This window comes from Candidatus Zixiibacteriota bacterium (assembly GCA_040752815.1).
Classification (GTDB): Bacteria; Zixibacteria; MSB-5A5; order GN15; family FEB-12; genus JAGGTI01.
In genome coordinates this window covers 24140-42162 of sequence record JBFMGC010000008.1, presented here as the reverse complement: position 1 = coordinate 42162, position 18023 = coordinate 24140, and the positions used below count along the sequence as shown (strand labels likewise).

General features: G+C 57.8%; 13 protein-coding genes and 1 tRNA gene. 10 read left to right on the top strand and 4 right to left on the bottom strand.

Annotated elements, in window-relative coordinates; genetic code table 11:
• The first annotated feature begins 36 nt into the window (after positions 1-36).
• From AB1772_03655 to AB1772_03640, 4 genes are all read left to right on the top strand, one after another.
• Positions 37-1302: an extracellular solute-binding protein gene (locus tag AB1772_03655; GenBank protein ID MEW5795436.1), complete on the top strand. Its 1266-nt coding sequence runs from the start codon at positions 37-39 to the stop codon at positions 1300-1302.
• Entirely contained in the window at positions 1302-2168 is an 867-nt protein-coding gene (locus AB1772_03650) for a sugar ABC transporter permease (GenBank protein ID MEW5795435.1), read from the top strand. Before AB1772_03655 ends, AB1772_03650 begins: the two co-directional genes overlap by 1 nt.
• Positions 2162-2989: a carbohydrate ABC transporter permease gene (locus AB1772_03645; GenBank protein MEW5795434.1), complete on the top strand. Its 828-nt coding sequence runs from the start codon at positions 2162-2164 to the stop codon at positions 2987-2989. Before AB1772_03650 ends, AB1772_03645 begins: the two co-directional genes overlap by 7 nt.
• A gap of 106 nt (positions 2990-3095) precedes the next feature.
• Positions 3096-3680, top strand: a complete 585-nt coding sequence (locus AB1772_03640; protein MEW5795433.1) for an OmpA family protein — start codon at positions 3096-3098, stop codon at positions 3678-3680.
• A gap of 225 nt (positions 3681-3905) precedes the next feature.
• Here the strand turns inward: AB1772_03640 and AB1772_03635 are convergent, their stop codons facing one another.
• From AB1772_03635 to tyrS, 3 genes are all read right to left on the bottom strand, one after another.
• Positions 3906-5642 carry an Ig-like domain-containing protein gene (locus AB1772_03635; GenBank protein ID MEW5795432.1) on the bottom strand — a complete coding sequence of 579 codons (1737 nt, stop codon included), beginning with the start codon at positions 5640-5642 and terminating at the stop codon, positions 3906-3908.
• Positions 5639-7264, bottom strand: a complete 1626-nt coding sequence (locus AB1772_03630; protein MEW5795431.1) for a tetratricopeptide repeat protein — start codon at positions 7262-7264, stop codon at positions 5639-5641. Before AB1772_03630 ends, AB1772_03635 begins: the two co-directional genes overlap by 4 nt.
• A 78-nt stretch (positions 7265-7342) precedes the next feature.
• Complete coding sequence (gene tyrS / locus AB1772_03625; protein ID MEW5795430.1) at positions 7343-8605, bottom strand: tyrosine--tRNA ligase; 1263 nt, start codon at positions 8603-8605, stop codon at positions 7343-7345.
• A gap of 189 nt (positions 8606-8794) precedes the next feature.
• Between tyrS and AB1772_03620 the strand changes: the two genes are divergently transcribed.
• The 3 genes from AB1772_03620 to AB1772_03610 all read left to right on the top strand — a co-directional run bounded on the left by AB1772_03620 (position 8795) and on the right by AB1772_03610 (position 13523).
• Positions 8795-10963: a PBP1A family penicillin-binding protein gene (locus tag AB1772_03620; protein MEW5795429.1), complete on the top strand. Its 2169-nt coding sequence runs from the start codon at positions 8795-8797 to the stop codon at positions 10961-10963.
• A 118-nt stretch (positions 10964-11081) separates the two neighbouring features.
• Positions 11082-11165: transfer RNA gene (locus AB1772_03615), tRNA-Leu, on the top strand.
• Between the two features lie 153 nt (positions 11166-11318).
• Positions 11319-13523 (top strand): S46 family peptidase, encoded by a 2205-nt coding sequence (locus AB1772_03610; protein ID MEW5795428.1) that lies wholly within the window; start codon positions 11319-11321, stop codon positions 13521-13523.
• A gap of 486 nt (positions 13524-14009) precedes the next feature.
• Here the strand turns inward: AB1772_03610 and AB1772_03605 are convergent, their stop codons facing one another.
• Positions 14010-15074 carry a 4Fe-4S binding protein gene (locus tag AB1772_03605; GenBank protein ID MEW5795427.1) on the bottom strand — a complete coding sequence of 355 codons (1065 nt, stop codon included), beginning with the start codon at positions 15072-15074 and terminating at the stop codon, positions 14010-14012.
• Between the two features lie 274 nt (positions 15075-15348).
• Between AB1772_03605 and AB1772_03600 the strand changes: the two genes are divergently transcribed.
• From AB1772_03600 to AB1772_03590, 3 genes are read left to right on the top strand one after another with little or no spacing between them, the layout of a single operon-like run.
• Positions 15349-15768: a hypothetical protein gene (locus AB1772_03600; protein MEW5795426.1), complete on the top strand. Its 420-nt coding sequence runs from the start codon at positions 15349-15351 to the stop codon at positions 15766-15768.
• Positions 15768-16985 (top strand): hypothetical protein, encoded by a 1218-nt coding sequence (locus AB1772_03595; GenBank protein MEW5795425.1) that lies wholly within the window; start codon positions 15768-15770, stop codon positions 16983-16985. Before AB1772_03600 ends, AB1772_03595 begins: the two co-directional genes overlap by 1 nt.
• Before the next feature lie 13 nt (positions 16986-16998).
• The gene (locus tag AB1772_03590; protein ID MEW5795424.1) at positions 16999-18003 is read left to right on the top strand and encodes an NAD(P)-dependent alcohol dehydrogenase; all 1005 of its coding nucleotides are present in this window, start codon (positions 16999-17001) and stop codon (positions 18001-18003) included.
• Positions 18004-18023 lie beyond the last annotated feature (20 nt).

Sequence of the window (18023 nt, the reverse complement as noted above, 5' to 3'; positions counted from 1 at the left end):
CCTCGTTTTCTTTATCTCCTGCTCGGAGAATGAACCATGCGCCTGATTTTGTCACTTTGCCTTGTCCTTGTTCTGTGGCGGACGCCGTGTCCCGCCGCTCAAGCTACTATTGGGTGGTGGCAGTTCTGGACCGATCCGGAAATCAAGCCGACCATAAACGCAATCGTCGCCGAGTTTCAGCGACAGAACCCGGACATCGAAGTAATCGTGACTGATCTCACCTGGGCCAACGGCCATGAAAAGATCGCCATTGCGTTTGCGTCGGGCTCGGCCCCGGACGTGGTTGAACTTGGTTCCGACTGGATCGCGCAGTTCGCGGCCTCCGGGCACCTGGCCGACCTGACCGATTCGGTAACTCCGAGACTGGAGGAGTATCATGGCTGGTCGATGGCCACATACCAGGGACGCATTTATGCCCAACCGTGGATACTGGGAACACGAGTGCTCTTCCTGAACCGACAATTGTTGTCCAAAGCCGGCTACAACAAGGACTTTCTACCGGTCTCCTGGGCACAACTGGAAGAAGCAGCCAGAAAAGTCAAGTCGCTCCCCATTGGAGTGTACGGCTGGGGCTCGAATACGGCTGAAAAACACCGCCTCTACAAAAAGTTCATGCCGTTTTTTTGGTCATCGGGCGCTCACGTGCTTTCTGACGATGGCCGCTACTGCGTGGTCTCGGCGCAGTCTGCGGTCGACGCTCTCAAGTTCTACAAGCGCCTGCATGATTGCTGCGGCTATGTTGCCGATCAGCGGGGTATCGAGGAAGCCTTCCTCGAGGGCAAGGTCGGGATGATCATATCCGGAGACTGGCTGCTGAAGAGAATTGAATTGGAAAAGCGCGAAATTGACTTTGCCACCTCCATGATCCCCGGCCCCGATCCGGCCGTAAACCTCAGTCGACCGTCGGCGCCGATGCTCAGGAGCACACCGTATCCGGGAAGGTCGTTCGGGGGCGGTGAGTTTCTTGCGATCAACGCTGCCTCCGCGAACAAAGACGCCGCCTTGAAACTGATACAATTCGTCGCCTCGCCGGAGAACCAGGTGAGCTTCTGTAAGGCCAATCGCTCGGCGAATCCGTCGAGCTTGCAGGCGCAACTGGACCGGTACTTCCAGGACAACCTGTACCTGCAGACTTTTATCAAACAGCTAAATCTCTCTGAGCATCCGCCGGTCGACCCGGATTGGGTGTACATGGAAGCTGAGATCGAGAAAGCGGTCGAGGAAGTGCTGTTTCACGACTCGCTTCCCGGACAGACCCTCTACCGACTCCAAAAGTCCATCACCGAACTGCGCCGAAAATAATGCGCGCCCGTTACGCCGGCCTCGTCCTGTCCTCTCCGTGGACAGTCACATTCGCTCTCTTCTGGGCGTTCCCGGTATTGTACTCCCTGGCGATGAGTTTTACCGACTACGGCTTGCTGTCCGGCGCATCCAACTGGATAGGCCTTCCCAACTATCAGGAACTGTTTGCCGATCCTGATTTTCTCGGTGCTCTGAAGAACACGTTCGTCTTCGTACTGGGGACGATTCCTGTCACCACCGTGCTCGCCCTGGCCATGGCGCTCCTGGTCAACCGGCAGTTCCGGGGACGGGCCTTCTTTCGCTCGGCGTTCTTCCTGCCGTCGATTACATCGATGGTCGTCATCGCGCTGGTTTTCACGAATCTTCTCTCGCGCGGAGGTTACATCGCCCTACTGGCAGAGATGGCCGGGTTTTCACCTCCCGAGCACGGCTTCTTGTACAGCGACTCGACAGCCCTGTACGCGATTATGGCCATGGACGTGTGGATGTCGGTCGGCTACTACATGCTGATCTTTCTGGCCGGTCTCAAGAGCATTCCGGACGAGCTATACGAGGCGGCGGAAATCGCCGGAGCCGGACCGGTCCGAACTTTCTTCTCGGTCACGCTCCCGCTTCTCAGGCCGGTGGCTCTGTTCGTAATCGTAATCAACTCCATCAAGTCGTTCCAGGTGTTCGTGGAGATCTTCGTGATGACCAAAGGTAAGTTTGATACCTCGACCGGCGTCTATTTCATCTACGAACAGGGTCTCACTACAGCCTTCCGTCTCGGTTATGCCTCGGCGGCGGCTTACGTGTTATTTGTGATAATCGGTCTGTTTTCAATCCCCCAGTTTCTTCTCATGCGCAGGAGATCGACCGCATGGTAACCCGCGGATATCCTGTGGCAGCGATGGGGCGATACGCCTTGCTCGTTTTCGCAGCGGTTGTCATGCTTTTCCCTCTTGCCTGGATGTTCCGAGTGGCTTTTATGCTGCCCGGCGACAGTCTCGGTCTTGGCGCCCTGGCCGCGGCGTCCTGGACAGTCCAGAATTTCCGTGACTTGTTCACGCAGGCGGGTCTCGGGCGGGCGCTTTTCAATTCGGTTCTCGTGGGTACCGTAGTGACACTGGGCAACATCGCCTTCTGCTTCATGGCGGCCTACGGACTGGCGCGTTATCGCCTTATCACGCACAAGCTGCTTTTCGGCGCGGTACTGATCGTACTTATGATCCCCGCCCACATCGTGATAATTCCCCTCTATCTAATCTGTTTGAAGGCGGGCATTTACGACTCTTACTGGGCCCTGATTCTCCCCTGGCTGGTGAATCCAATCGGGATCTTTCTTGTAAAACAGTACATCGATTCGATGCCGGTAGCGATGGAGGAAGCGGCGCGAGTCGACGGCGCCGGCGAACTGCGGATTATCTTCGGTGTCGTTATGCCGCTGTGCAAGCCGGCCCTGGCGGTGCTGGCGATACAGGTATTTTTCACGAACTGGAACTCGTTTCTGTTCCCGTTCATTCTGACCTCGCGCGAGTCGCTGCGAACGCTGCCGGTGGCGCTGGCCATGTACCAGGGCCACCAGGCGATCGACTGGCCCCACCTGATGGCCGGTTCCAGTGTCGCCGTGCTGCCGATTCTTATCGTGTTTCTGTTTACGCAGCGCCATATTGTTTCCGGCATTACGGCCGGCGCGATAAAACAGTGACTCCGGTTAGACAAAGTAATTCGCTTGCGCCGTCTGTCCGAACCGGATAGCATACAGCCATCAAACTCGTTGAGAGAAGAGTGTAAAAACGAAAGGATAGAGAGGTATGAGAGCTTCAATCATTCTTATCGTTCCGGCTTTTCTGATCTTAGCCGGCTGCGGCGTAAACAAGGATTACGTGGCGGAGCAGATAGCGGCGTCCGAGGCCAAAACCACAAGCCAAATCCAGGCCGCGCAGGAGAAATCCGATGCCGACATAGCCAAGTTTCAACAACTCGCCCAGCAACTCGAGGCCAAGGCCGATCTTGCCATCAACAAGGCCTCCGGATTTGAGAACTACCAGGTGATCTGGTCGGGTGAGATTAATTTCGCCTTCGACAGCTACGATATCGACGGGATTGCCGGATCGATTCTCAACGAGGCCGGGACCAAACTCGAACAGATACCCCACGCCCTGATCGAAATCACCGGCCACACCGACAAGACCGGTTCGGCCTCCTACAACCTGGTGTTGGGCGAAAAACGGGCTAATGCCGCCAAGCGATACCTGGCTGACAAGTTCGGCATATCGCTGTACCGCATGTTCATCAACTCGTTCGGCGAGCAGAAACCGGTGGCGATGCCCGACGAGCGGAATGCATCGTCCAGGAATCGCCGGGTGATGCTTTCGATTTGGGGTTTGCCTCAGTAAGTCCTGCGAGCTCTTGATACGGCGTGCCGTCGGGCGACCCATAAGCCCTAACTGAACGGTCGAGACAGCGCCAGGCGTACCTCCCGGTGCGCCCAGGCACTGGGGGCGAAGTGGATGCTCTGCTGAACCGGGGGCCGTGGTGGGCGAGGACGTCCACCACGCACGAATCGGCTTGTGCGCCCTCGGGCGACCCTGCCCGACGGCCCCACACCTCCCGCGGTCCCTCTACTCGAATTTCAACTCAATCTCGGCCGTCTCAAACCGCGCGCGGACCGTTATCGTATCCGTGAGAATCGCCACCGTTTCAGCGAGGTGATACGGCCGAATTGAGCCGGGCGTCAACTTGCCATCGCCATTTGAATCGAGATAGCCGCTCAGGAGGTACATCCCCGGTGGGACATTTATCGCAAAGTCCCGGCTCTCTGATTGCACCCCAGGTGTCTGCGAGGCCTCCACTTTCAGCGGGAACTCGCGTTTGGATTCGACCTCGGCGAACGACAATCTCGCCGTCTGTCTATTCTTGTCCGGCAGCGCTACAACGATGCGACCGGAAATTGAACCGACCGAGTCATCATCCAGGGTCGCAAAATTATATGACCTGAGCGAGTCCCCGAGCGCGTTGCCGCTGAGGTCGCGAATATCAAATTCCGTGACATCGAGTCGATATTTGCTGCCCGCGTTGAGGCGCTCGGGATCCAGTCTCAGACGAAACGGATCGTCCCACGTCTGTCTGAGTGATAGGGTCGCTTCCCCTTCCCAGAGCGTGAAAGTCTGATCGCCGATCTTATCACGGGCGACCGGCTCCGAAAAGGCCAGTGAAACCTCGACCTGGTTGACGAACACGGGCCTGTCCCCGGGTCGGAACGAGACTATCTCAGGAAGTACGTCGTCTGATTGCAGCTTAATGAGCACCGAATCCCGTGTAAGCGGCGGCATACCATCGCGGTAAGTAAGCGACAGTCGATAGGCCCCGTCCGCAAGACCGGGAAAATACGCTGTGACGATGTCGGTCAGTTCAACCCCGGACTCGGCGATGCCCTCACAAGCCAAAGCTGGACCGGCCGTGTTGGCGAGACTGCTCATAATGGTTTCCCCAAGATGCGACAGCATGTAGGCAGGATCGATCTTGCGGTTCAACCTCACTCGGAGCAGCCGATCTTTGGTGGCCGTGGCCGATAGAATCGCCGGCGCCAGTGAATCGTAGTCGGTTCCAACCAAGTGAAGCCGGTCCAACCGCACGTCAACACCGACAGCAATCTCGCGATCCGGTAGTGCAAATGACTCAGCCGCCGGGTTAAATAGCTCGTCGCGGTTCTTGTCCTCGAATGCAATCAAATCAAAGCTGCGGTCCGGAAGATACTGCAAGCGAAACTGTCCTGCTCCACTTACGGTGGTGAGATAATCGGGATACACAGAATCAATCAGGTGGTAATCTCCCAGCGTGCCCTGGTCGAAAAGCGCAACCGTCCAACCCGCTGCCGGTTTGTTTTCAGCGGTTGCCACACTTCCGGTCACCACTCCGCTGTCAATGCTCTGGCCCGTAGAAAAAGCGAGCGTCACGGCGCTATCCAAGCGATTGCGCCTGAGATCGCTGATCGCGGTGCTGATTGAAACAACATACGTCTGGTTCGAAAGAAAGCCCTCTGCCAGGTTTATAACTACCCGGTCCTTTTCCCATTTTATCTGCGGCGGTTGCGCCGGGCGGGGCGATATGTACACCGCGCCTCCCTGCTCCGGCTTGACGATGGTCTCGGAAAACGTAAGCCTGATCTGGTATCCGACCTCGACTCCGAGCGCCCCGGCGGCCGGGTACGACTCAATAAGCTGCGGGCCGGTGCGATCGACCTCTCCCCCCGGCGGCGGAGCGACCTCGGCACATGCCAAGAGGATCGCTGCTGCCACAAATGTGATTACTGAGAAAAGATGGACCGGGCGGATCGGCTTGACGCGGGAATAGCTCAACGGCTCAGTTTCTGTTTGATGGCTTCGTTGTCGGGCTGCCGTTCGAGAGCTTTCTTCCACCATTCGCGGGCCTGGTCAGTTTCACCGATCGCTTGAAGAGCGTCGCCAAGATGATCGTATATAACCGGGTCGCTGTCAAGCGCGGCGGCGGCCTGCAGGTAATGGATTGCCTCGTCATACGCTCCCAGCCGATAGAAAACCCAGCCGTAGCTGTCCAGATACGCGGCGTTGTTCGGCTCCAGTTTCACCGCTCGCGACAAGAGATCACGAGCGTACTCCAAACGGAGGCCGCGATCCGCCAGAGTATATCCGAGATAGTTCAGAGAGGGGCCATGTTCGGGGTTGTGCTCCAGAATTGTCTCAAATGCGGCTACTGCCGAGTCGACCATCCCGGCCTGCTCATACGCGGCGCCGAGCGAGAAGTACAACTGAACCGCGTCTTTCTCCTCGCGCATGTGCAGGAGACCGTTTTGATAGGTTTCAATCTCGGCCTCAGGTTGGCCGAGACGGCGATACGCAAATCCGAGGGACAACCAGCCTTCCGGCAGCAGCGGCGCCCTTTCCGTCACGAGGCGAAATTCGTCGCGCGCCCGAGGGTAGTTCTGCTGGATTGCACCTATTCGACCCAGGTAGAAATGAGTGGCCGGATCGGGATCACCCGCTGAAACAATTGAAGTCAGAATCGAGTCAGCAACAGCCAGAGAATCCGTCGAAATGAGCACGATAGCCAATTGCCGCTGGGCCGAGAAGTCCTGCGGACTCAGCCGGGCGCCCGACCACAGATATGGCAGCGCCCGGGCGATCGAATCATTGACAAGGTACCGCCGGGCGAGTTCGCGATGCCAGATTGCATTGTGGGGGTCTTTCCGGATGGCGTCCTCGAACAGAGCCTTGACAGAATCCGGCTGCCCGCTGCGCTCGAACAGATCGGCCAGGTTCATGATCGTCTCGGCATTGCGCCCGACCGGCTGCAGCTCCATTGAGCGGCGGAATGCGTCACGGGCCGAATCGAAATCGCCCTTGGCTACGTAGGCGCGGGCGAGTTCGTTCTGGACATCATGGTTCTCCGGAAGCGTGCGCGCCAGGTTCTTCAGCGCCCACAGCAACGAGTCCGCGTTCTGATGCTGGCGATAGTATGACGCCAGGTACATGTAACCCACGTTCTTGGTCGAGTCCAAGCTTACCATTTCGAGGTAGGTTTCCTTGGCGCGCTCGCTATCGCCGGTCTGACGGTAGCAGAAGGCAGCGAGCGCCAGCATTTCGGCAGTCTTGGGGGTTACACGTTCGAGAACCTGCAGCGCCTGCGGAAACTGTCTCAGATGCACAAGCGCCTGGGCGTACGTGGTACCGATTACCGCTGACGAGGGGCAATATTTCCAGGCGAGGCGGAAGCTTTCCGCCGCGCCGGGCAGGTCGCCCTCCCCCTCCAACAGCAGCCCGTTGACGAAATTCTGGTAGGCACGCTGATCGATATCTTCAAGCGGCGATCGGGTCGGAGTGACTACCGCCTGCAGACCCGAGCGCTCGGCGCTCACCTGAACAATTTCCTCACGGACAGCGGTGGCCGCGCATCCGGCCAGCAGCGCCAAAAGCCCACCCCATATCACAAGCTGGTATAGCAACAGATCACCTCAGTCACACTTAGTATCCTGGCCCTTGGCCCAAAGCTTGTAATACCGAAAGTTACCGAAAGTTGCCGCCTAATTCGGCCGCAGGCGAAGGTACCGCCGCTTGCCCACCTTGAGGACAACTTCGCGATCCACCCTGAACTCCAGGTCCGCCGAGGAAACCCGCTCGCCGTTGAGACGCACCGACCCGGCCTCAATCAGTTGTCTTGCCTCGCTGCTCGAGCGCGCCAGTTTGGCTCGCGCCATCAGGTGCACCAGGTAGACTCTGTCCGGATCGATTTCAAGGCGGCGCAAGTCTCCCAGGTTCATCTCCGGGATGTCGTCGGGCAGTTCCTTTTCCGAGAACATCCGCGTGAACTCGTCACTGGCGGCCTGTCCCGATCCGGCGGGATGATACGCGTCAACGATTCTGACCCCCAGCTCGCGCTTGAGCGCCATCGGGTTGGTCGTCCCGTCCTCTAGACGACGTTTCACCGAAGCCAGTTCGTCGGCACCGGCATCGGTCGCCAGCAGAAAGTAGTTGTAGATCAGCTTGTCAGGGATTGACATGATCTTGCCGAACATCTCGCGCGGGGACTCGTCGATTCCAATATAATTGCCGAGCGACTTGGACATCCTGCGCTCGCCGTCGACCCCGACCAGGACCGGCATGGTGAGGATGCACTGCGGCTCCTGCCCGTAAGCCTCCTGGATTGTACGACCTGCCAGAAGGTTGAATTTTTGCTCGGTTGCGCCGATTTCCACGTCGGCGCGAATTGCCACCGAGTCGTAACCCTGCATCAGCGGATACAGGAGCTCGTGGACGGCGATTGGGTTGCCCTCGCGGAAGCGAGTGGCGAAGTCATCCCGTTCCAGTATCCTGGCGACAGTGTACCGCGCCGCCAGTTGCATAACCTGGGCGAATTCAAGTTTTTTGAACCAGTCGCCATTGAAGACCACTTCGGTGCGAGACGCGTCGAGGATCTTGAAGAACTGCCGCTGGTAGGTCTCGGCGTTGCGCATGATCTCGTCGTATTCGAGCTGCGGGCGCGTTGCGGAGCGGCCTGACGGGTCCCCTACCAGACCGGTATAGTCGCCTACAATCAGGACCACCTGATGTCCCAGGTCCTGAAACTGCTTTAGCTTGCGGATACATACCGCGTGGCCCAGATGAATGTCGGGCGCGGTCGGGTCGAAACCCTGTTTTACCCGAAGCGGCTTGTTGCTCTGAACGGATCGCGCCAGCTTGAGCTTCATCTCCTCAAGCGGCAACACTTCCACGGTCCCACGGCTGATTACCTCCATCTGCCGGTCCACTTCCCGGAGAACCGCGGGGTTGAACTCAACCTGATTCAAGACCTTACCTGCCTCTCTGCTCCATCCGGGTCTTATCGGACCACGGCCCATGTCGATTGAGGGAGGCTGAGCCGCTGCCCGGATTGCAGAGTATAAGGATGTTAGTGGCCGGGGGGCAACAGTCAAAGGGTTCCAATGGACCGGGTTTTATGTTGACGTACTCCCCGCAGACAGGGAAAATACAAGACCATGTCATTCCGAATCCGTAAACCGGTGTTCACTGAGAAAGGCGGCAACAATCGTCTGCGCTACTCGATTATCGCGCTGATGGTTCTGATCGTTGTCCTGGCAGCGATTGTCGGCGCCCACACCTATACCGTATACCGGGAGCAGCTCCCCTCCTTTGAGCGGCTGCACAATATCGAACCAAGCATCAACACCCGCATTTACGACCGTAATGGCGTCCTGCTCAAGGAGTTCTATTCGGAAAACCGGGTCCTGGTGCCGCTCGAGGAAATGCCCGAACACCTTCGCGGCATGCTGATAGCCTCCGAAGATCAGAAGTTCTACGACCATTGGGGAATCGATGTGCGCCGCCTGGGAATAGTCGCCATCAGCAATATGATCGCGTGGGATATTAAGGGCGGGGCCTCGACCATCACCCAGCAACTGGCCCGAATGCTCTTTCTGACTCAGAGCCAGACCCTGGAGCGCAAGATCAAGGAGGCGATGACCGCGGTTAAGCTGGAGCGCACCTACTCCAAGGATGAAATCCTGGAGATGTATCTCAACCAGCATTACTTCAGTCGCGGGGCTTATGGGGTTGCCGCGGCAGCCCGTCAGATTTTCAACAAATCGGTCGCGGATTTGTCCATCAACGACTGCGCTATCCTGATCGGCATGCTCAAAGGGCCGAATATCAACTCCCCGCTCAAAGACCCGGAGAAAGCCCGCCAGGCACGCAACCGGGTGCTGATGTCATACTATAACTGGGGCGGCCTGACCGAGGCCCAGTATGATTCGCTCCGCCAGGCACCGCTGGACGTGTCCCCGCCGGTCGAGGATCCCGGTATCGCCCCCTATTTCACCGAAACCATCCGCCGCGAAATCCTGGCCAAGTACGGTGAGGACGTGCTCTACTCCGGCGGACTGAAAGTATACACATCGCTCGATGCCCGGCTGCAGAAGATAGCCGAGCAAGCTGTATACAAGAAACTCGATTCCCTCCAGTCCCATATAGAACGAACCTACCCGAGGTTCGACAAGAATTACACCATGTTTCTACCGGACACGGTCAACGAGCATGGGGATTCGATCCGTGTTTATCGCAAGGTGCAGGGCGCGTTTGTGTCGATCGACAACGCCACCGGAGATGTCCTGGCCATGATCGGCGGGCGCTCGTTTGACCAATCGGAGTTCAACCGCGCGGTCCAGGCCAACCGTCAACCCGGCTCGGCCTTCAAGCCTTTCATCTACACGGCCGCGGTTGACAACGGCATCAACACGACCGACATCATGGACGATAATCCGATTGTTCTGGACATCCCCGGCACCGAGCAGTACCGCCCTCACAACTTCGATAACGAATTCCTGGGGCCGCTGACCATCCGCGACGCTATCCGCCTCTCACGCAACCTGGTGGCGGTGCGCCTGATACTTCGAGTAAGCCCCGAAGAGGCCATATACTACGCCCACCGTATGGGCATCTCTACACCGCTTGAGCCGATTCCCTCGCTGGCAGTCGGCGCCTGCGAGGTTAAAGTAGTCGAGATGGTCTCTGCGATGTCCACGTTTCCCAATCGCGGCATACATATTCCATACCGCTACATTCACAGGATTGTGGACCGCTACGGCCGCGTGCTGGAGAACAACACGGCGATTCAGAAGGAAGAGGTCCTCTCTGCTCAAACGGCGCATATCATGACCAGTTTGCTTCAGTCGGTCATGGAGCCGGGCGGCACGGCGTACCGAGCCCGCTGGATGGGCTTCACCCGGCCGGCCGGCGGCAAAACCGGCACCACCAATAACTTCTGCGACAACTGGTTTGTCGGTTTCACGCCGCAGATTACGTCCGGCGTCTGGGTCGGGTTCGATACCAAGTTGTCGATCGGCGGTGGCCAGGACGGCGCCCACAACGCCGTGCCCATCTGGACCGAATACATGATCCAGGCCCACGATTCGCTCCCCATCATGGATTTCGAGGAACCCGACGGCATCATTCACATCGACGTGTGTGTAGAATCCGGCGAGATCGCCACCGACCGCTGTCTCGAAGTGCGCAGCGAGGTGTTTATCGACGGCAACCAGCCGACCGTTACCTGCCGCCTGCACCCGTCGGCGGGCCTTCACCGCGGCGACCACCAGATGCGCTTCCGGCCGAAGGATAAAGACACGTCTGACGACCGGGTGCATTTCTGACGAAGCCGCACAGAGCGGCCGCGGCCCTACGCCGGGGTATTGACTTGTACCACGGGCCGTCTTACTTTCGCTCGTCCTGTCGGGTCACCTTAAATGACAACGAAGGACATTCGCTCCTGCCGGAGTGGTGAAATTGGTAGACGCAGGGGACTCAAAATCCCCCGGTAGCAATACCATGCCGGTTCGATTCCGGCCTCCGGCATAAATTCAGGACAGCTGCCTCCGGCTATTCTTCACCGATCCCGCAAAGAACCGTTGCTCACACCACCAAATCGATATACGTTGACCCCTGACAGGGCCCACTCTGCAAGACCGTACAGTTTGAAATACAAGTTGTTTTCCTGGAGATACGACTATGCGATACACCCCGTGGTTGGCTTTGGCTGTCTGTATGACTGTCGGCACACCAATAACAAGCTCCGCCGACGAAGGCATGTGGCCTCTTTACAGCATCAATCAGTTGCCGCTTGAACAGTTGCAGAAGCGGGGACTGAGACTCACCCCCGAGCAGATTTACAATCCTGAAGGCGCCTGCCTGGCGGATGCCGCAGTCCAGGTCGGCGGCGCCAGCGGATCGTTTGTTTCCGCCGACGGGTTGATCCTGACCAACCACCATGTTGCTTTCGGGGCTGTTCAGGAGCAAAGCACGGTCGAACACAACTATGTGCGCGACGGTTTCTACGCTGCGACACGGGACAAGGAAATTCCGGCGATCGGGTACAAAGTCTATGTCACTTTGTCCGCCCAGGATGTAACTCGTCAGATTCTGAGCGGCGTGGGCCACGGCATGGCCGATCTGAAGCGCTATCAGGTGATCGACAAGAATATCAAAAAGCTGATTCGCGACACGGAGAAAGGTCGCGAAATAAAAGCCAGGGTGGCGTCGATGTTCGGCGGCAAGCAGTATGTGCTATACACCACGCTGGAGCTCCGCGACATACGCATAGTCTATGTGCCGCCCGATGCAATCGGCGACTTCGGCGGCGATATCGACAACTGGATGTGGCCGCGCCATGCCGGCGATTTCGCCTTCCTGCGGGCTTATGTCGCCCCGGACGGCAAACCGGCTGACTTCGCCGAAGGCAACGTACCCTACAAACCGGAAGTTTTTCTGCCGATAGCAACCGACGGCGTGCGCGATGGTGATCTCGCCATGACCATCGGCTTCCCAGGTGGCACGTCGCGGCATATCAGTTCGTACGAACTCGCCCACTACTCTGAGTTCTACTATCCCAACTCGATTCGGGTCAACGAGGATCAGATCGAGATTCTTAACCAAGCTGGCCAGAAAGACTCTGCCATCGGGCTGCGTCTGTCGCGGGACCTCAAGGGACTGAACAACGTCCTCAAGAAGAGCTATGCAATCGTTGAAGGGTTCGCGAAAGGGGGCACGCTCGAACAAAAGCGCGAGACGGAACGGGCACTCGCGGAGTTCCTTCGGCAGAATCACAACCTGATGACTCGGTACGGGCACGTGTTCTCGTCGCTTGACAGCCTGTACCGTGCCGAGGAGCGCACCAGGCTGCACGACTTCGTTTTGGGCCGGATGACGCGCCAGTGTGACTACTTGTCATTGGCGACGACGATATACCGCTGGGCTTGCGAGCGTGAAAAATCGGATCTCGAACGTGATCGCGGTTACCAGAATCGCGACACCCTCACCGCCAAAGAGCGTCTCAAGAACGCCCAGATCAACCTGGTACCTGAGGTCGATAAGGAAATCCTCAAGTACTTCCTCGCGGAGGCACGGAGGCTGCCTCAGGAACAGCAGATCAGCGGCCTGGGCCGTTTCGCTGCTGAAGGCGTCGGTGAGTCATCACCGGCGGCGGAGTTGGTAGAACAGTGGTACCGAAGCACCCGGATCGGCATCGCCGCCGACCGCCTGGCCATGTTTGCCATGAGTCGAGGACAGCTTGAGAAGCTCGACGATCCTTTCATCAATCTGGCGCGGGACCTCAAGCCCGAGGCCGACGACATGCGCGAACGGGACAAAGCCTTTTCGGGTGCCCAGACCCGTTTGACCCCGCTCCTGATTCAGGCGATGGCAGAATGGAGACAGGCCGAAATGTACCCTGATGCCAACGGCACCATGCGCCTAAGCTACGGCGAAGTCAAAGGGTACTCGCCTCGCGACGCGATCGATTACTTCTATCTGACCGGCCTTCACGGCGTGATCGACAAAGAATCCGGGGCCGACCCGTTTATTGTTCCCGATTCATTGAAGACCGCGTTCGAACAACGAGATTTTGGTCCGTGGGTCGATTCCCTGCTGGGCGACGTGCCGGTAAATTTCCTGACCACGAATGACATAACCGGCGGCAATTCGGGCAGCCCGGTAATCAACGGCGAGGGCAAGTTGATCGGAGTCGCGTTCGACGGCAACTGGGAGGGAGTGGCCTCGGACTATCTGTTCAATCCTCCCGTGACCCGAACCATATCGGTAGACATCAGGTACATTATGTTCGTGATCGACCGGGTCTATCACCTGGAATCGCTGGTTCGGGAACTGAACCTGGATCCGACTGGGATGTCATTCCACGTGCAGGAGGCGTCGAGATAAAGTCCTGACGGCACCGTGCTGTCGGGTGACCCCGCCCGACAGAATTCGTGGTTGGCCCACGTTCTATTTCGTAGTTGGCGTACGTCCTCGTGCGCCAACTCTCGCCACCCGTCATTGCCCGCTCCTGTGAGCCGTTGTGTCAAATCCTGCACGGAGGTTGACCCGCTCAGCGAGTTGACCTCAGAGCAGAACCTGACACCGATTGGCGTGGACGCGGTCGTCCACCACCCACTCATGAAACGCGGCGGGAGGTCTCAACCCGGCCCTTCTTTCATCGGGTCCGGACAAGGACCTGCCGCAATTTCTCTCGACTTATTGGCACAGCCTCTGGGCGTTCCCCAAGCACAGGTTTATTAAGTCTAAATGCGAGCGCTACCTCAATCCCACCCGCAAGCGGGTGGGCCACCAAGGCAAGCTGGTGGGTCAGCCGGACACTGGGACTAGTGTCTTAGGTCGTCTAACACCTTGACAGTTAACTACTTGCGCCTATTTACTAAACCCGAACTTTATGGCATCGGTCGGGCAGGTACTCAGGCACTCTCCGCAACTCGTACAGTCCGGCGCGACTTTGGTGTTCTTGTCAATCAACTTTGCTATAGTCGGACACGGGCTTTTGATAACACACACGCCGCAGTCGTTGCACAACTCGTGGTCAACCCTGACCCGCCCGGGAGCGATCAGTTCCAGAAGCCAGGTAAGTGCGCCTATTGGACAAATCAGGTAGCAGAACGGCCGATACAGTACGTAGCTCGAAACCAGCAGCACCAGGAACATCACGACCCAGACCGTATCGACAGCCGCGAAATCCCAGTGCAGCAGCTCGAAGAAGTTGATCGGCTCGTAAACACTGTACGCCGCAAATGCCCGCCATATACCCTGGCTCGGGTCGCTCCCCACCTGCCCGGCCAGCATTCCGATTTGTTCTTTCACGAGAAAAAAGGTAAGGAAGAACATGACCAGCAAAGCCACACGAATCGAATTGAAGGCTTTGAAGTTAAATTGCTTCCAGCGGAATTTCGACGGGATCTTATTCACCAGTTCCTGCAGCGCACCCAACGGGCACACCCAGCCACAGAATAGTTTTCGCCCGATCAGGCTGGGGACCATCATTGCCAGGAAGATGACGAGAAACGCGGGAAAGAAGACCCCTTGAGTAAACTTGAACATGAAGAGCTTTGTGATACCGCACATCGGACTCGGGTGGAGTGGAAAGAAGTAGTCGAGACCGAACACTACGAAAACAGCCACAAGACCGATCAGTCTGACCCACGTGTTAATCCAGCGCCCCAGCAACAGCACCAGCCCAATTATCGTAAAGCCTATCCAGGTCAGGTACTTGGGGGTCAGCAGAAAATCGAGGGTGGTCGGCGGCTTACGCGGCGTCTCAACCGGGGCGGCGACCTCGGCCTCCTCGTGTTGGTGCGCGGTTTCAACAGTCGCCGCCTCGGCGGGGCTGTCGACTACAGTGGTAGAGGTATCCTGTCCAATAACAGGCGCGATAAACGCGCCCAGACAGACACACATAAGAACGGCGGTTCTTAGAAGTAACATCAGTTCGTCCTTTTCCTGTCCGGTGTCGGATCCGGTTGTGGGGTGGGCACGCGCAGCCTGTTCTAGACAGCCGTACCCTGTCAACCCGCCTAAGATGGCCGATTTCGCCCCAAAGTCAAGATGATACCAGTTTCTCGGTCAAAGCACTTTCACGCCACGGTCCGTAACGGGACTGATAAGACCCGAGATGACTGGTTGACAGTAACGACAAATTGTGTAGATTTAAGCGATGTGGCCCAATCCAGTTGGCAACTAAGCACAGGACGGGTTTTCCATGACCAGCCGCCTCTCCCCTATTCTCGGTCTCGTCTCGCTCACCATTGCAGCAATCATGGCCTGCGCTCCTTGCGCGCACGCGTCTGAACCGATGGCCTTTGTCGACTGCGACGGTGACGGGTTCGACGACAACGCTCCCGACGACGACTCCGACGGTATCCCCGATGAATTCGAGCGCCACGGCTACATCTCCGCCTCGGGCGGACAGCTCCAGGTGTCGCAGATGTTCGCAGGACACGAGGCACATGTTCACGCGCCCATTCATGTTCGCTGCGGCGAAGGCTTCAGTCGAAGGCGGTTTGCCACCCGCGCTGTCTGTGAGAACCGGCTCGACTTCGACACCGGTTTTGGCTCCGGTCTCGGTCTTGGCGGCGGTCTGGGCGCCGGCGGCGGCTGCGCCGGCGGGGTATGTTTCTGATGACAAGATTGCAGCGCTTCTTCCCGCTGGTTGCCACGATTGTCTTCGGTCTCGTGTCGACGAACAGCTTCGCTGTCGATATCGATGTCGAGGCCACCGCATCCGGCGGCTCCACCAGCAACCTGTTCTCCGACTCCACCGAAAAGAAAGATACGTACAGCACGTCTTCGGTTGACCTAAACTGGTATCCCCTTTCTGTGGCCAGATTGAACCTGGTCAGCGAATACAGCTACTATGGAAACTACTTCAACCTCAGCAATCTGGTTTACGGTGGCGGGCTGACTCTTATCCCGACCTCGGATTCATCCCGCATATCCACTTATTTGGAAGGCAATCTGAGGAAGCGGGAGTACCGCGATATCGAGTCCGATTCGACTACTCTGAACGCCAATGAGTTCACCGGCGACGAGTACGACGCCATAGTCGGTATCGGCTATCGTTTAAGTTCCCGAACGCAGCTGCGAGCCGGCGTATCTTTCGCCTCCACCCAGTACAATGTCGATGGCGTGATCGATCGCGAAAAACTGGTCATTACTGCCGGCGCCAATACCACCCTCTTTGATGCGTATGCGCTGGATTTGGAAATTGGATACTCAACGGGGCGGTATCAGCACATCGACACGATCACATACGTCGGTGGCGATCCGCCGATGCCGGTCCCCCGGCGTGCGATCCTTTCGGGCGAGCAGTACTCGATCCTGCTGACGGACCGTCTCAAATCGCTTTATGTCTCCCCGCGCCTTTCGAGATCGCTCGGCAGAAAAACCGGCCTGAGTCTCACGTACTCCTATCGCCAGTTTCTGGATCGCAATGACGCGGCCATTATCTACGGTTATTCGAGCGGCTATCTTTCACCCTGGCTGGGCGAATTCGCAGGCCAGGCGGCTGTGCTGAAAATCAAGACCTACCTGATTCCACGTCTGATAACCAGTATTTCGGCAGGCTTCTGGGAGCGAGAGCATATACGAACCGTGGAGCGTGAGTTGAGACCGAATCGTCTCGGTCAGCTTATTTCGACTGTCAATCTACGTTATGCCCAGGAGCGGACCGACTGGCGTCGCCGTGTCGATCTGCGACTCCAGTGGCCGATTCTGTTGGGTAGCGGCGTGGTGCTCGAACCAAGTCTCCAGGCGGACTACACCGACAATAACTCGATCGTTCGGGTTTACGATTACGACGACTTTTCGCTCAGCGTCGGCGCGACGGTTCGCTTCTGATACAGGAGGCGATATGATAATAAGGGCGTATGCCGCGGGCGAGCCAAAAGCCAAGCTGGCGCCGTTCGAATACGAGTCCCGGCCGCTGGGACCGCACGACGTGGCGATAGCCATTTCTCACTGTGGCATTTGCCACAGCGATATACACCTCTGGAACAATGACTGGGGACTCAGCCAATACCCGCTGGTACCGGGTCATGAGATTGCCGGAACGGTAATCGACCTCGGCCACATGGTCCGCGGGCTGGATGTCGGTAGCCGGGTCGGTGTCGGGTGGCAGTGCGGGGCCTGTCTGGAGTGCGAGTGGTGCGCGTCGGGTCACGACAACCTCTGCCCAAATGGCGCGGCCACCTGCGTGGGAAACTACGGCGGCTACGCGGATGCCATTGTGGTCGACAGCCGCTATGCTTTCCTCCTATCCGACAGACTCACTTCTGCCAGTGCCGCCCCGCTGATGTGCGGCGGCATCACTGTCTACTCACCCCTCCGGCAGCTCAATGTCCAACCGCACATGAAGGTCGGCGTGGTGGGAATCGGCGGGCTTGGGCACCTGGCCCTGCAGTTCGCCCGGGCCTTTGGCTGCGAGGTCACCGCCTTTTCTTCTAGTCCGGATAAACAGTCCGACGCCCGACACTTCGGCGCTCATCACTTCGTGAATTCAACTGATCCCAAAGATTTGGGTGTGGCTGCCGGTTCTCAGGACGTATTGATCGTTACCGCCAATGTCGAGCTCGACTGGCTCGCCTGTATCAATGTATTGCGCCCGATGGGGCATTTGTGCTTTGTCGGCGCAGTGCCAAAACCGGTTTCGATACCGGCGATGGCTCTTATTGTGGGTAACAAGTCGGTCTCCGGTAGCCCGATAGGCAGCCGCCAGGCGATTCGTGACATGTTGGAATTCGCTGCCCGCCATAATATTGTAGCCCGCACCGAGTTGATGCCCATGAGCCAGGTAAACGAGGCTTTGGCCAAGGTTGCTGCAAACCAGGCCCGCTATCGCGTCGTGCTCCAGAATTAGACTCGCGCGGGAAAATTCCC

What these genes read in the sequence shown, in the direction of transcription:
- AB1772_03605 (MEW5795427.1), bottom strand. Translation starts at nt 15,074, where the DNA reads ATGTTACTTCTAAGAACCGCCGTTCTTATGTGTGTCTGTCTGGGCGCG.
- AB1772_03640 (MEW5795433.1), top strand. Translation starts at nt 3,096, where the DNA reads ATGAGAGCTTCAATCATTCTTATCGTTCCGGCTTTTCTGATCTTAGCC.
- AB1772_03590 (MEW5795424.1), top strand. Translation starts at nt 16,999, where the DNA reads ATGATAATAAGGGCGTATGCCGCGGGCGAGCCAAAAGCCAAGCTGGCG.
- AB1772_03610 (MEW5795428.1), top strand. Translation starts at nt 11,319, where the DNA reads ATGCGATACACCCCGTGGTTGGCTTTGGCTGTCTGTATGACTGTCGGC.
- AB1772_03600 (MEW5795426.1), top strand. Translation starts at nt 15,349, where the DNA reads ATGACCAGCCGCCTCTCCCCTATTCTCGGTCTCGTCTCGCTCACCATT.
- AB1772_03645 (MEW5795434.1), top strand. Translation starts at nt 2,162, where the DNA reads ATGGTAACCCGCGGATATCCTGTGGCAGCGATGGGGCGATACGCCTTG.
- AB1772_03650 (MEW5795435.1), top strand. Translation starts at nt 1,302, where the DNA reads ATGCGCGCCCGTTACGCCGGCCTCGTCCTGTCCTCTCCGTGGACAGTC.
- AB1772_03620 (MEW5795429.1), top strand. Translation starts at nt 8,795, where the DNA reads ATGTCATTCCGAATCCGTAAACCGGTGTTCACTGAGAAAGGCGGCAAC.
- AB1772_03655 (MEW5795436.1), top strand. Translation starts at nt 37, where the DNA reads ATGCGCCTGATTTTGTCACTTTGCCTTGTCCTTGTTCTGTGGCGGACG.
- AB1772_03595 (MEW5795425.1), top strand. Translation starts at nt 15,768, where the DNA reads ATGACAAGATTGCAGCGCTTCTTCCCGCTGGTTGCCACGATTGTCTTC.